At 58.3% G+C, this 14,211-nt stretch carries 14 protein-coding genes; 4 read left to right on the top strand and 10 right to left on the bottom strand.

All coding sequences use genetic code 11. The annotated features are described in order from the left end of the window. Window positions 1-27: 27 nt before the first annotated feature. Together K1X75_05435 and K1X75_05430 are read right to left on the bottom strand one after the other, a co-directional pair. Window positions 28-1,509: a hypothetical protein gene (locus K1X75_05435; protein MBX7057488.1), complete on the bottom strand. Its 1,482-nt coding sequence runs from the start codon at window positions 1,507-1,509 to the stop codon at window positions 28-30. A gap of 73 nt (window positions 1,510-1,582) precedes the next feature. Then, the gene (locus K1X75_05430; protein MBX7057487.1) at window positions 1,583-1,996 is read right to left on the bottom strand and encodes a hypothetical protein; all 414 of its coding nucleotides are present in this window, start codon (window positions 1,994-1,996) and stop codon (window positions 1,583-1,585) included. A gap of 89 nt (window positions 1,997-2,085) precedes the next feature. On the opposite strand from K1X75_05430, the gene K1X75_05425 reads away from it, so the two are divergent. Genes K1X75_05425 through K1X75_05415 form a run of 3 tightly spaced genes read left to right on the top strand, consistent with a single transcriptional unit; the run spans window position 2,086 to window position 4,448 of the window. Next, a complete protein-coding gene (locus K1X75_05425; protein ID MBX7057486.1) occupies window positions 2,086-2,886 on the top strand; it encodes a dolichol kinase in 801 nt (266 codons plus the stop codon). Window position 2,887: 1 nt separating this feature from the next. After that, a complete protein-coding gene (locus K1X75_05420) occupies window positions 2,888-3,982 on the top strand; it encodes an LptF/LptG family permease (GenBank protein ID MBX7057485.1) in 1,095 nt (364 codons plus the stop codon). A 13-nt stretch (window positions 3,983-3,995) separates the two neighbouring features. Beyond that, window positions 3,996-4,448 (top strand): hypothetical protein, encoded by a 453-nt coding sequence (locus K1X75_05415; protein MBX7057484.1) that lies wholly within the window; start codon window positions 3,996-3,998, stop codon window positions 4,446-4,448. On the opposite strand, the gene K1X75_05410 is transcribed toward K1X75_05415, so the two are convergent. Together K1X75_05410 and K1X75_05405 are read right to left on the bottom strand one after the other, a co-directional pair. After that, window positions 4,407-5,492, bottom strand: coding sequence for a glycosyltransferase family 9 protein (locus K1X75_05410; GenBank protein MBX7057483.1), 1,086 nt, complete (start codon window positions 5,490-5,492; stop codon window positions 4,407-4,409). The genes K1X75_05415 and K1X75_05410 overlap by 42 nt on opposite strands. Continuing rightward, window positions 5,493-6,122 (bottom strand): DUF4254 domain-containing protein, encoded by a 630-nt coding sequence (locus K1X75_05405; GenBank protein ID MBX7057482.1) that lies wholly within the window; start codon window positions 6,120-6,122, stop codon window positions 5,493-5,495. A 156-nt stretch (window positions 6,123-6,278) separates the two neighbouring features. Here K1X75_05405 and K1X75_05400 point away from each other — a divergent pair, with 156 nt between their 5' ends. After that, window positions 6,279-6,893, top strand: a complete 615-nt coding sequence (locus K1X75_05400) for a hypothetical protein (GenBank protein MBX7057481.1) — start codon at window positions 6,279-6,281, stop codon at window positions 6,891-6,893. Here K1X75_05400 and proC read toward each other — a convergent pair. The 6 genes from proC to ilvD all read right to left on the bottom strand — a co-directional run bounded on the left by proC (window position 6,865) and on the right by ilvD (window position 14,078). Next, window positions 6,865-7,701 carry a pyrroline-5-carboxylate reductase gene (gene proC, locus K1X75_05395; protein MBX7057480.1) on the bottom strand — a complete coding sequence of 279 codons (837 nt, stop codon included), beginning with the start codon at window positions 7,699-7,701 and terminating at the stop codon, window positions 6,865-6,867. The two genes, K1X75_05400 and proC, sit on opposite strands and share 29 nt — an antisense overlap. A 124-nt stretch (window positions 7,702-7,825) precedes the next feature. Beyond that, window positions 7,826-8,206, bottom strand: coding sequence for a gamma-glutamylcyclotransferase (locus tag K1X75_05390; protein MBX7057479.1), 381 nt, complete (start codon window positions 8,204-8,206; stop codon window positions 7,826-7,828). Then, on the bottom strand, window positions 8,199-9,296 hold the full coding sequence (locus K1X75_05385) for a D-alanine--D-alanine ligase (protein MBX7057478.1): 1,098 nt from the start codon (window positions 9,294-9,296) through the stop codon (window positions 8,199-8,201). Before K1X75_05385 ends, K1X75_05390 begins: the two co-directional genes overlap by 8 nt. Window positions 9,297-9,352: 56 nt before the next feature. Then, window positions 9,353-10,309, bottom strand: a complete 957-nt coding sequence (locus K1X75_05380) for a protein kinase (protein ID MBX7057477.1) — start codon at window positions 10,307-10,309, stop codon at window positions 9,353-9,355. Continuing rightward, entirely contained in the window at window positions 10,306-12,333 is a 2,028-nt protein-coding gene (locus K1X75_05375) for a protein meaA (GenBank protein ID MBX7057476.1), read from the bottom strand. Before K1X75_05375 ends, K1X75_05380 begins: the two co-directional genes overlap by 4 nt. After that, window positions 12,330-14,078 (bottom strand): dihydroxy-acid dehydratase, encoded by a 1,749-nt coding sequence (gene ilvD / locus K1X75_05370; GenBank protein ID MBX7057475.1) that lies wholly within the window; start codon window positions 14,076-14,078, stop codon window positions 12,330-12,332. Before ilvD ends, K1X75_05375 begins: the two co-directional genes overlap by 4 nt. Window positions 14,079-14,211: the final 133 nt, after the last annotated feature.

The raw sequence follows: 14,211 nt of genomic DNA, 5'->3' as shown, positions 1-14,211 counted from the left end.
CGCTCGCTTTTGCCTGCTTGCCGGCGCTCAGAAGACGTTGGCCTTCAATCGATCGCGCTGCACCGCCAAATTGTACTTTTCCGCCAACTTCTGTTGCAGCTCCTGGATGGCGCGCTGTCGTTCGTCATTTTCCAATTGAGCCCGAATGCTTGCACGCACTTCGGCCAGACTCTTATTGGCATAACTTTGCTGTCGGCGCAAGTTGTACCACTCTACAATCTGAGTTTCGGTAACGGCTGCCGGATGCAACTCCTGCTGATAGTAGGCCTGTTCCAGCGCGCCGCAGCGATAGTATTCCAGAGCAAAGCGGTATTCATCGCTCTCCTCGATACTCGCGAACTCAGAATCCTGAGCCAGCACCGCCTCCGGCAGGATCACGTTGGTCAACGCTTGCAGCTCTTGCTCGGGAGTTAATGGGCCCGCATCTTTCAGTCTCTGGCGAAGCTCGCCGCGCGTGAAGATTCTGTCCCCGACCTTGAAGAGCATCGCATCATCGGCCAACGCCGCAAAGGGCGCAGCCGATTCGCCTTGTAGCGCCGGTGCAAGTTCAACGGGCAGCGTCTCGCGCAGGCTCATCATTCGCGAATTCAACGGATTGCGTCCCTCCTGCACCATAATGCGCTCGGCCTGCTGCTTAGCCATCTCATTGCGTTGCGCTTCCGGCATCATGATTTGGCCGAGCAGCGCTTGCATTTCCGGTTGTTGACGCTGGGCCTGGCTCAAACCTCCAGTCAGGCGCAAAGCAACGGTGTTGACCCGATTGTAAAAGGACTGATAGCGCTGCCGCACCTCGTCGGGTTCCATCTCGTATTCGCGGTACTTTCTGATCAAATAGATGGCTGTCGGCGTTTCGACGATGACAAATTTCTTTTCCGCCGCATCCTTCAACTTGTCAGTGAGAAAGGATAACATGTTTGGCTGGCAGCTCACACAGTGCGGATCGATATAGCCGCCTAGATAACGGTAGGTTGTCTGATCGGTCTTCCGACTGATTAGGTCCTCGACCTCCTGATCCTTGTCCTGAATGCGGTCCAACTGCTGGAGCAAATCCTTCGCCTCTTGCAAGCGAGTTGCGGAGCTGCCGGGAGTCGGTGCGGCGGCCAGCAACAGGAATTGCATCTCGTAGAATTTCAACTTGCGGTCGGCGAAGCTTTCGATCAAACGCAGATTGGCAGCCAGCAGTCGGGCGCGAGATTCAAGAATTGTCTGCGATCGTTTGAACTCCGCGGAGTTTTGCAGGCCGGCGGATTCAGCGGCCTGGGAAGCAATACGCTGCAAAGCGTAGGCGCGCAGCAAGCGATCCTGTTCTTCCGTAGAGGATTCTGCTTCCGCCTGCTGACCATGGTAGAGCCGCAATAGATAGCGTAGGTCGCGACGTTCAATGCTGCCGCCCTGGAATTCGGCCAGTGTTTCGCCGGCGCGCACACAGGCGCCAGCGATCAGGAGCAAGCAGCAAAGCAGTGCATGCTTTGCATGCCGTCCCGCTACCTGCAGCGAAAAATGAGGCATTCGTTTACTCCAGACTCCGCCAGATGGGGCCCGGCAGGAGACCGGAGGACATTCTGCATTGCCCCCGCTGCCGTCAATTCTGGATAAATCGAAAATTGAAGTCGTCCCGATCGGCCGGCGCCCCTTCCTGGGCGCTGCTGTCCCGCTCCCGGTTGCGCCTGGCGCCGCCGCTATTTTTTGCCGGGGCTGCGGAGCCCGTGATTTCCGGCGGCTGCCACAGCTCCTCGCTCCGAGTTTCGGCGCTGGCCGACGTTTGCGAAGCTCCTGGCGTTATCGTTTGCAACTCCCTCGGGGGATTGCGGATGACCTGACTGCGGATGCGAGATTGCAGCTCCTTGAGCCGCAATGCCTCGTCGCCCAGAGAATCCCGCAGGCGAGCCGCATAACCTCTGTCGTCCTTTAGCGATTCCTGCATGGCGGTGATTTCGGCCAGATCGCGCTCAATCATTTCCAATTTGTGCAGCAGGTGAACGACCTTCAGATTCACGCTTGCATTTTCGGTTGCTTTTTGCCGACTGTCAACAACCATTCCCGGTCATGCGTTCACGCTGAGCGCCGGGCCTGCTGGCGATAGCTATGTCCTGGGTCAGAATCGAGGCGCCGAAGGCCGGCATTCCATTCAACTTTTCGCGCAAAGCCTATCACATGCTTGGCCTTTTGGTGCCGCTGGCAGTCTACTTTCGTGTTTTTGACGGCGCGGCCGGGGCGCAAAGCATCCCGCACTATTCGCGTTTTGTCTGCCTGGCGATTTTAGTTTCCTCCCTTTTGCTCTTGCTTGCATTGGATACGCTGCGCTTTGCCTGGCCGCCGCTCAACGCCCTCTTCCAGAAGTACTTAGGAGTATTATTGAAGGAGGAAGAGAGCGAACGTTACAATGCTACGATTCCTTATTTCACAGCCTGTATCATTCTGCTGCTTTTTTTCTCGGATGTTGCGGCCACGCTGGCCTGCATCTTTCTGATGATCGGCGATCCTTTCGCCGCGTTTGTTGGCATGCGCTTTGGCCGCATTCGTTTCTCGAATGGCAAATCGCTGGAGGGTCTGGTTGCGTTTCTAGTTTTCGGTTTGGCCGGCGCTTTGCTTTTTCTTTCGCTGCACAGCAGCATTAGCGCGGGCGGCCCCTTTTCGCTGCAATTGCCAGACGGCGCCTGGAACGCGGCGCTGCTTGCGCCGCTTCTGGGAGGGGTTCTGGCTGCGGCCCTGGCTGAATTTTTCTCAGTCGTCAGTGCACGCGGCATCCTCGACGACAACCTTGTTGTTCCGCTCTTTGGCGCTGCGGGCATGTGTTTGTTTGCCTACCAGCTGACCCCGGAGCTCTTCGAACCCATGCTTCTGGGACGCGGCGTGCTTCGCGCCTGGGCCGGCGCCCTGTTTTAGAATGCAAATAGTCGATCGCTACATTAGCGGCCAGTTCTTGCGCTCATTTATCTTTGGCCTGGTCGCATTCAATGCGTTGCTACTCTTGATTCAGGCTTTGCAATTGACCCGGCTAGAATCGGACAAGCCTCGGATCCATCTGTACCTCTACTTGCTTTACTCTACGCCCGGTTTTTTCGTACGCACTCTGCCCATGGCGCTAACCTTTTCGGTTTGTTTCACGACTGCACACTTTACAAAGACCAGAGAATTGGTTGCCCTGTACTCAGCCGGGCGCTCCTTTTACCGGGCGCTGACGCCGCTCTTTGTTGCGGCGGCCATCTCCACCGCGTTGTCATTTGTGCTGACCAATACCGTTGCGCCAGTCGCCACACGCCTTGCAAATCAGGAACAGGATCAGTACAAGAAAGGAGCGCCGCGCGCGCTGATGCGCGAAATGGTTTTTCAGAAGAATATTCGCGGTCGCAAGGGCTTCTACTTTCTCTACTACTTTGATCGGGAAGCAAACAAGGTCATTGGCGGATTTAACTATATTCAGCTGCAGGCTGACGGAACTCCGGAGTGGATGGTGGAAGCGCAAGAGGCGCGGCTCAACCCACAGAGCGGCGAGTGGCAACTGAGCAATGCGCGGCGAGTGCGATTTGACTCCGAGGGATTGGCCGAGAGCGTGGAAAACGCTGCGAGCCTGTCACTGTATTTCCCTGACGAACCGGACACCTTTACACGTCCGGCGCGCGATCCAAAAGAACTCAATGCGCTGGAGCTTTTTCAGGAAGTAGGTCGACTGCACGCGCTGGGCTTTGATGCGGCGCCTTACGAGGTTCGGCTCCACGCAATTTTTGCCGAATCGCTGGTCTGTATCATCCTTGCCGTCGCTGCCAGCATTGCCGGCCATTCCGGCAACCACCGTGGCGGCAATCCTCTGGTTCGTTCGATCTTAATTTCGGCCGGCGCGATTGTATTGTATTTCGTACTCTTTAATCTGGGCGAGAGTCTGGGCGGCGCCAATGTGTTGCCCCCGGCCGTCGCCGGTTGGGGGCCCACCGGCTTTTTCCTGGCGGTAGCCGGGTTCATGGTGCTTCGCTTTCGGCGTTGAGGCAGGCAGGACTTTGCTGGTTTTTCGCCATTTTTCTGATGTCGATCAGCTCGCCGCCTATCTGCGCGGCAGCTGGACAGGTTCGGGGGTGCACGGCGATCCCGATCGACCGGCCGCAGCCGAATTGTGCCGTCTCAGCTGTACAGACACGGGGTTGCAGATTGAACTGGAGGGACAGAGCTCAGATCACGCCAGGCGCAGCCGGCAAATCATGGAATTGCCGCCGCTGAGCAGATGGGATCTGCACATCGAAGCCGACTATTTGCGGGCAACCTTCGATTTGATACGTCTGGAAATCCAGGCCATGGACCAGCTGCGACTGCACCTTTCTCTGTATCTGGAGGGCGGCGTAGTTCGACTCTGCTTTGCTGGCGCTCTGCGACGAGAAGGGCCGCTGCTGCGTACAATGCGCAAGGCATTGCGCCTAGCCCGTTCCGGCAGCCGCGCCGCGCGTTTGTCGCTCTAACAACGACTGCAGGCGATGAAAGACCAATTCCGGCTCAATCCATTCCATGCAGGCCAGGTCTCCTCGGCGACAGGGTCGGTCGCCGAAGATGGAACAAGGCCGGCATTCCAGCTCTCGAATAGGAATCTCAATGATGTTTTGCTCGGGCTGACCGTAAGGACCGAAGCCCGAGTAGCGATGGGTTGCACCCCAGATGGAAAGGACCGGTCGACCCAGTAGCGCGCCAAGGTGCATGTTAAATGAATCCATGGCAACTACGGCGTCCATACGCAGCATCAGCGCCATCTCGCCTTCCAGCTCGAGGCGGCCGGCGACCTGCACCGAATTGCTGAAGGCTGCCGCAATTTCAGCGATGGCCTTAACCTCTTCAACGCCGCCGCCAAACAAAAAGACGCGAGCGTCCATTCGCTGCTGGATCAACTGCAACAGGCGTAGCAGGTGGTGTCTGGGCCAGATCTTAGGAGAATGAGCGGCAAAGGGAGCGATTCCGACCCAGATGTTCCGCTTATTTTCAACGCCGGCTGCACTCAAAAATTCTCTGGCTTGCTGCCGACACTGCGTATCAGGATTGATCCATGGTCCGCGATCCGGCTCGGCGCTCAGGCCGGCGCGTTCAAATACGCGCATGTAGCGCTCGACCATATGCGGCAAAGGTTGCCGCACCTTCTGCGACCAACGCGTAAGAAGTTTTTTCTCGCGCCGACCTTTCACGATCGTTTCAAAACGCAATCCGCCAAGTGCGCGGAAGAGAAACTTCAGTATTCGGGATCGGATGCTGGCATGTACATCGATACCAATGGTGTACGGGCCAAGTTTGCGCAGCTCTCGAAACAGGCGGTAAAGGCCAAGCAAGCCGCGGTAGTCGCGGTCCACATCGGCCCCGATTACCTCGACGCCCGGAATATTGTAGAAGAATGGCTCAAATACTTTTCTGGTTACCAGCGTCACACTCAAGCTGGAATAGCGACGCGAGAGAGCCTGCAGTACCGGCGTCAGCAGAGCGACGTCGCCAAGGGACGAAAAGCGCAAGACCAATAGCCGCATCTAGTTTCTGGCGCCGGCCTGGCGTCGCTGCTTCAGCACCGGATTCAATTCCTCGTCATTGTACATCTTGAGCTGGCGATAGACTTTCATATATCGTCGGCCGCAGCGAATGTCTTCTATAAGCTCATCGAGACAGCGCGCCAGGTCCAGCCGTTGCTGGTTCGCCAGCGCCAGCATTTGCGCGGCCCGCTCCGCGGCTGCCGGCGAGCGAGTCCGATCAGCACAGTACTCGGCGCAGTGATACAATTTGAGCGAAAGAATGGATAGGCGATCAATCAACCAGGCGGGCGTTTCTGAATTCTGGCGCGCCCCGGGCGAGGGCTGGCAGTCCTGGAAATGTTCGAGAAAGCAGTCATCGAGTCGCTCGACCTTGTCATTGCGACGCTGATTGCAGGCGTCGATACGGCGCTTGAGTTCGGCAATGCGCTCCGCCGGCAGATCGGGATTGCGAATCTCATCTTCCAGGTGCCACTGGACACAGTCGATCCAGGACTTTGCGTATAGCTGCGCCTCGAAACTGCCGGTAGGATAAGGGCACGACTGGCCGGTCTCCGGGGCATTGTGGCGATGGTAGTCCGCAATGCAGCGATCGAAGACCGCGATGCACACCCCCGAATTCATGGCCGGCATGGTTGTCACAAGCAATCAGCAGGCAAAGCAATTTAGGCGCCAGCGACTTAGCTCAGACAAAATCCGGATAGGAGCGGAATCCTTCCACAGGCCCTCGGCGACGGTGGCATAGAACTTGCTTCGCCGCGGGGTGCGATGAAGGGCGCGAGCAGAGCAGTGTACTCCCGGTCGATCGATGAACCGCAACACAGACTGGACATCTCTATACGCGAGATGGGCGGCGGGCTGCGCATCCGAATTGAGGCCGGATTGAATGAGGTAGGCGTCCTTTTTCGCGTCTGCTCGGTTCTCTATGCCTACGAATGGGCCATAGTCGCCGCACACATAAACAGTCCCGCCGCAGATCGGATCAGCGATGAATTTGAAATAATGCCGCGGCCGGGTGCACCGCCAGTTGGCGAACCTGAATTGCGGGCCATGGTGGATGACCTCGAATCGCTTCTGTTTGGCGGACTCTCGGTCCTTGACTATCTCAGCGCCCGCAAAGCGTCGCCGCCGCCCCCGCCGCCCGCTTCAGCGCAGGCCGAAATCCGAGTTCTGCACGAAGGGGAGCAAATCAGCATCGAGATAAAGGGCCGTGACCGAAACGGCTTGCTGCTGGGGCTGGCGCAAGCGTTCTACTTGATGGACATCGATGTTCGCGAAGCAGATATTCATACGGATCCAGATGGCCGAATACGCAATCGTTTTCTGGTATATCCCTCCGACCGGCGCTTCGCCAGCGAGGAGTTCTGTGCGCGGCTCAGCGAGGAGCTTCGCCAGTTGCTCTAGACTGTCTTGCATCGCCGGCGATCTCGCCCAATTGACGACTGCGTTGCGCCGCTGCGCAGACTGCATCCATGACGGCGGCGTGAAAGGCGCGCTCTTCGAGCGCGCGCAAGCCGCTGATGGTCGTCCCTGCCGGCGAAGCAACCTGATTGCGCAATTCTATCGGATGCCGCCCGCTCTCCAGCATTGCGGCCGTTCCGCGCAGGGTTTGCACGGCCAATTGCAATGCAGCATCAAAGCTCAAGCCCTCGGCCACGCCCCCTTCGGCCAGGGCATGGATGAATTCGCAGACGTAGGCCGGGCCGCTGCCTGATAGACCGGTTACCGCATGCAGTAGCTCTTCCCTGGCGACGCGTAGCGCACTGCCTGCGCTTTTCAGTATTCTCTCAACTTCAGATGCCAGCGAGTCGCTGGTTGTAAAGTATGCGCTCGCCGAAGCGCCAACTAGCGCTGAAATATTAGGCATGGCTCTTGCCAATTGCGCAGGCGATGCGCCCGGTATCATGGCGCCCAGTTGTTGTAATGACAAACCTGCGGCGATCGAAAGGTAGCGTTTGTTTCCGCGCAGAGGCGCGGCTGCCACTGGCATATCTTGAGGCTTCACGCAGAGTACGATCAGCTGGCAGGCGTCCTCGAGACCACAGGCGTCGCTATGAAAGCGCACCATCGGCAGACTTTGTTGCAAACCCGGGCGCGGTTCAGGATCGAAGGCATGCAGCCGGTAGTCGCTGCCCTCCCGTGCGGCAGCCGTGAGCAGCGCCTCGCCCATTCGGCCTGCGCCCAGAAATCCAAGATTGATCGCTTCGCTCATTTTGCTGCGCTCCGGTCCCCGCTTTACGCTCGAGCAGGGGCGCCAATTGGTTTAGCAGTAGGCCACGAAGGCACTGGTGCAGGTGGATTCCCCTGGCGCAAGCGGGACTTTGCCGGGGCCCAGGCTATGACTTCAGGTAGTCGCCACTATCAATACGGCGCGCCCGATGCAACGGCCAGCGGTATTCATAGGTCCAGGCCTCGCGCTTGCTGCCATCGTTCAGGTAGGCTTCAACTATGACGCGCGCGTATTCATGGGGCGGCGGATCGTTGAAGGCGCAGCCTTCATACTCATCCAATGCAAGCAAGGCAACATTCTGCACAGCATAGAGCTCGCCTGCTACACGCTGCTGGCCGCCGCAGACCAGCGCAGGATAACCGCCAAGATCAAAAAGCGCGCCACATACGAAGGCGTCGCCAATGCGCTTCGCATCGTTCAAGTATCGATCGTGAGCGGCGCCGCCGCGGCGCAGGGTGCCATACACAAATAATAGGGGCTCATCCATCCGCGCTTGTCTTGAGGACGCTTTCGCGGTGATGACGTTCCATTGCCAGCGCGATCAATCGGTCGAGCAGCGCCGGCAAGGGAAGACCGCTGGCCTCCCAGAGCTTGGGGTACATGCTGATGCTGGTAAAGCCTGGAATGGTGTTCACCTCATTGACATACCATCTACCGCCTTCCGTCAGAAATAGATCAACGCGGGACATTCCCTGCAGGCAGAGCGCCTGAAAGGAACGCAAAGCAAGATCGCGGGCTTCGGCGGTTTGCGACGGCGACAGCTGCGCCGGGATTACCAGCTCCGCGCCGTCCTTGTCCAGGTACTTGGCTTCATAGGAGTACCATCCGCTGCGAGGTACAATCTCGCCCGGTAGCGAGGCCTGCGGATCGTCATTGCCAAGCACGGCAACCTCAATTTCCCGCACTGTTGCGCCTTCTTCTATGACGATCTTGCTATCGAATAGAAAGGCGTGCTCGATTGCCTTTTGCAGTTGCGCCTCGTTTTCCACACGGCTGATGCCGACCGACGAACCAAGATTGGCCGGCTTTACATAGAGCACCGGTCCGAGTTCGGCAAACCAGGACGCTAAAGGGCGGCTGGTTCCGGTCGATTGGCGCAGCGTCGTAAATTTTGTCATCGGCAGCCCGGCATCGCGCAACAGTCGCTTCATCACATCTTTGTCCATGCCCACCGCGGAACCCAGGACGCCCGGGCCGACACAGGGAGTGTCCAGGCAGCGCAGCAAGCCTTGAACAGATCCATCCTCGCCAAAGGGGCCATGCAGGGCCGGAAATACCACATCTACCGCGATACGCTCGCCGGCGCGCTGCAGCCAGTGTCCGGGACTGCCCTCCGGGAAGAGTGCTACAGCCTTTGCTGATGCCTCGCGCAAGCGCGGCAGACTGGCGCCATCTTCCAGCAATTCGGCCGCAGCCGTTGCTGAAAGCCAGCGACCCTCTTTGCTGATGGCAACAGGGATTACCTCGTAGCGCGCGGGATCAAGGCCGCCGATGATATTGCGAGCGCTGACCAGCGAAATCTCGTGTTCGGCCGATCGGCCGCCAAACAATACTGCCACTCGAATGCGATCGGGCATCCTGGTCGCTTGTCCTTGCAATGCCGCAACGACAATCAGATTCCGACCTGGCGCATCTAATTTGCCTGCTCCGCGGCGAACTTCAGCTGCGCCTGGTCGAAATCGCCGGCCTTGCGCAAAAAGTCGACGGCGCTGCCATGGCTTGACTGTAATCGCAGCAGACCCTGTCGGCCAAATTCATCGCGTACCCAGCGCTGGAAATAGTAGGCCTCGCGGTCCAGCAGGCTATGACGGCCATGCCCATTGCGCACGCTTTTCCAGTCGGCGACCAGATCATCAATGCCGGCGCCGCTTTGGGCGCTGGTCAAAAGCACCGGCAGTTGGCGCTCCTCGCCGGGGCGGGCAAAGGACATACTGACGCGCAGGGCATGATAAGTTGGACGGGTCGCGTCTTCCTGATCGCATTTGTTCAAAATAAAACAATCCGGAATCTCCATGATTCCGGCTTTCATAAACTGCACTTGATCGCCAGCCATCGGCTGCATGACCAGATACACTCGATCGGCAATGTACTGGATCTCAATTTCGTTCTGACCAATTCCTACCGTTTCCACAACAATCAGGTCAAAAAGGCGCATCAACAATCGACCGGCCTGAAATGTGGATCGGCTGACGCCGCCCAGTTCCTGGTCGGAAGCCTGGCTGCGAAAAAAAAGTCGCCGCTCATCAAGTGGAAAGCGTACGCGCGTGCGATCGCCAAGGATTGCGCCGCCGCTAATGTGGCTGCTGGGATCTACGGCCAGCACGGCAAGGCTCACTTGATGATCGCTTTCAATCAAGCGCTGTGCAGCGCGGCCAATCAGCGAGGATTTGCCAGCGCCTGGAGCGCCGGTCATGCCGAGGAAGCGGCCGTCGGGTCGGGCGCCGGCTCGTTCCAGGTGCTTCAAGACCAGAGCGCGATCCGCAGCGCATTGCGGTCGACGATCCTCAAATAGTGTAATCAGGCGAGCAATCGACCAGGTATCTCGGTCGATTGCTCGCGCCGCAAGATCAAGGAGCTCGGCTTCGCTCAGCGGCGCGCCGCCTGACGCTCTTCAATCAACGTCATGATCTTTTCCATGATATCCATGAGCGAATAGTCGCGCGGCGTAAAGATTGCCTGGACTCCCCGTTGGCGAAGGGCGTCGAAATCGGGCGGAGGAATGATCCCGCCAAACACTACCGGTATCTCAGCGCCGCTACGACGCAGCCTTTCCATCAATTGATCGGCCAGTTCCAGGTGCGATCCAGACAGGATCGAAACTCCAATGATGTCGGCGTTCTCTTCGACGGCGCTCTGTACGATTTCTTCCGGCGTCAGTCGAATGCCGGAGTAAATCACGTCGAAGCCAGTATGGCGGGCGCTGACGGCAATGACCTCCGCGCCATTCGAATGTCCGTCCAATCCCGGCTTGCCGACGACAATGCGCGGTCGCCGCCCGTTGCGAGCAGCGTAGTCGTCGACTCGCTTTCGGAGGTCCTGGACGCGCTGGTCTTCCAGCATCAGCTTCTGACCTTCGATGCCGGTGGCCGGGCGGTATTCGCCAAAGACTTCGCGCAAAGCGCCGGCCCATTCTCCAGTGGTGACGCGGGCCAGTGCGCATTCGATGGATGGCTCCATCATGTTCTGTCCGCTTCGAGCCGCCTCGCGCAATCGCTGCAATGCCTTCTCGACCTTGCTTCCATCGCGTTGCGTCTTGAGCTTTTGCAGTGCTTCGAGCGTCTCGCGGGCGGCGGCTGGATCAATCTTGAATACCCCGCCGTCGTCGCCGCCCAGCAGCGGCGAGGGCAGGGCTTCGGTCCAGCGATTGAGACCGACTACAATCTGGTCGCCGGAGTTGATGCGGCTGACGCGCTCGGACATTGAGCGTACCAGAGCCGACTTCATATAGCCGGATTCAACTGCAGAGCGCACGCCGCCCATGCCCAGAATACGATCAATTTCCTTGCGCGCCTCTTCCTTCAATGCGCCGACCTTGGATTCAATGACCACGCTGCCGTCAAAGATGTCGGGGTATTCCAGCAGATCGGTTTCGTAGGCAAGGATTTGTTGCAGGCGCAAAGACCATTGCTGATCCCACGGGCGTGGCAACGAAAGGGCTTCGTTCCAGGCTGGCAGTTGCAGGGCGCGGCAGCGCGCCTTGCGCGAGAGCGAAACGCCGAGCGCCTCGATCAGGATCCGCCAGGCGTTGTTTTCAGGCTGTGATTCCGTTAAGCCCAGCGAATTGACCTGTACGCCGTAGCGAAAGATTCGATAGCGCGGGTTTTTGACGCCATAGCGATCGCGCGTGATTTCCTCCCAGAGCTCAGTAAAGGCCCGCATTTTGCACATCTCTTCTACAAAGCGAATGCCCGCATTTACGAAGAAACTGATTCGGCCGACTACTTTCTCAAAGTCCTCGCCCTGGATCTGGCCGCGCTGCCGTATCAAATCCAGAATGCCGATGGCGTTAGCCAGAGCAAAGGCCAGCTCTTGCGCCGGAGTGGCGCCGGCCTCTTGCAGGTGGTAAGAACAGATGTTCGATGCGTTCCATTTTGGAATATTGCCAAGACTGTATTCATACATCTCGGCAATCATACGCAGGCTTGCTTCTGGCGGAAAAATATAAGTACCGCGCGCCAGGTACTCCTTGATGATATCATTTTGCGTGGTGCCCTGCAGCAGCGCCGCATTCTCGCCGCGCTCCCGCGCGAGGGCAACATACAGAGCCAGCAACCACATTGACGTGGCGTTGATTGTCATGGAGGTGTTCATCTTTTCGATAGGGATTCCTTCGAAAAGCGTGTGAAAATCGTCGAGGCTGTTGATCGGCACTCCTACCTTGCCAATTTCGGGGCGAGCGATGGCATGGTCCGAGGAGTAGCCGCATTGAGTCGGCAGGTCGAAGGCAATGGAAAGCCCGGTCTGTCCCTTGTCCAGATTGGAGCGATACAGCTTGTTCGATTCGCGAGCATTGGAGTGTCCCGCGTATGTGCGGAAGATCCAGGGCTGATCGCGCACGGCCTGGCCGCCGTTGTCATAAAGCAGATGCTTCGATTTGCCGTTGGCTTCGCTCATTTCGATTCCTCCGATCGCATTTCCCTGGCGCTGCTGAATTCGCGTCCCTTCTTGTGCCACTCCGGGTCCAGGAAGGAGGCGCGATCCTGCGTATCATCCGCGTCAGTCACCGCTCCAAATTCAGCAGAGCCTACCTGCCTGGCATACTTGTACAGAACGCCGCGTTGCCCGGTTTGCTTCGCTGGCTGCCAGTCCCGCGCTCGCGCCATCAATTCTTCTATTGTCAGGTGCGCTTCCAGCAGATTGGAGTAGGCATCGATTGTAATCAGATCGCCTTCGCGCAATAGCGCAATTGGCCCGCCCACCGCGGCCTCGGGTGAGACGTGCCCAACTACCATGCCGTAGGTGCCGCCGCTGAAGCGCCCGTCAGTGATCAAACCAACCGAATCGCCAAGCCCCTTGCCAATCAGGGCGGAAGTCGGTCCCAGCATTTCTCGCATTCCAGGTCCGCCCTTTGGACCTTCGTAGCGTATGACCAGAATATCGCCCTCTTTGATGCGGTCGGCGAGGATGGCATCCATGCATTCTTCTTCGGAATCGAAGACGCGCGCCTCGCCGGTCATCGCCGGCTTCTTGACGCCGGAGATCTTAGCCACGGCGCCTCCGGGAGCAAGGTTGCCGCGCAGAATCACCAGGTGCCCTCGGCGATAGACGGGTTCGGCAACGGAATGGATGACATCCTGCCCGGCGGGGGGCGCTGCTTCAATGCTGGATAGATTCTCTGCCACTGTCAATCCGGTCACAGTCATACAGTGGCCATGTAACAAGCCCTGGGCCAGCAGCATTTTCATGATGCGCGGTACGCCGCCCTGGGCATGCAAATCAACGGCCAAATATTTGCCTGACGGTTTCATATCCGCGAGGTGCGGGGTCTTGCGAGCAATCGTCTCAAAATCTTCCAGCGCCAGCGGCACTCCCATCGCGTGGGCAATTGCCAGTAGATGCAGGACTGCGTTGGTTGAGCCGCCAGTGGCCATCACTACGGCGATTGCATTTTCAAATGCCTCGCGCGTCATGATCTGGCGCGGTCGAAGATCCCGGCGGATCAAATTGAGAACAGTTTCGCCAGCGCGGCGAGCGGCATCGGTCGTCTCCTGATCGGGCGAGGCCATCGTCGAGGTATAGGGCAGAGCCATGCCAAGGGCTTCTATGGCGCTGGACATGGTATTTGCCGTATACATTCCGCCGCAGCTGCCGCTGCCGGGACAGGCGTGGCGCTCGACTTCGCCAAATGCCTCGCGATTGATTGCGCCGCTATTGAATTGTCCTACTGCTTCAAAGACCGAAACAATGTTGAGGTCCCGGCCTTCCCATTTTCCGGGTTTGATCGTGCCGCCATAGACAAAGAGCGACGGGATATTCAATCGAGCAAGGGCTATCAGGGCGCCTGGCTGATTCTTGTCGCAGCCGCCAATCGCTACCACGCCATCCATTGACTGCCCGCGACAAACCGTCTCGATCGAGTCCGCAATGACCTCACGGCTTACCAGCGATAGCTTCATTCCCTGAGTTCCCATTGAGATTCCGTCGGAAATCGTGATCGTGCCGAAGGTCTGGGGCATTCCTCCGGCATTGGCGACGCCGCTGGCCGCCGCTTCTTCGAGTCGGCGCAGTCCCGAATTACAGGGAGTAATAGTACTGTGTCCAGATGCAATGCCCACGATGGGCTTGCTGAAGTCGCCATCGCCAAAGCCGACAGCTCGCAGCATGGCACGATTGGGGGCCCGACGATCGCCCTCGGTCATGCCTATGCTATTCCAGTTGAGAATTTTTCCGTTGCGATCGCCCATCCATTCAGATTGGAGCGGAGCCCCGCGCCGTCAACTCAAAGGAACGACGATTGACCCTGGCGCGCCCAGGAAGCGACGCGCTACACGA

The sequence above is a fragment of the Leptospirales bacterium genome, assembly GCA_019694655.1.
In the GTDB taxonomy this organism is placed as follows: domain Bacteria; phylum Spirochaetota; class Leptospiria; order Leptospirales; family Leptonemataceae; genus SSF53.
Note: the sequence above shows the minus strand (reverse complement) of the source record. Positions and strands in the feature narration are given on the sequence as shown.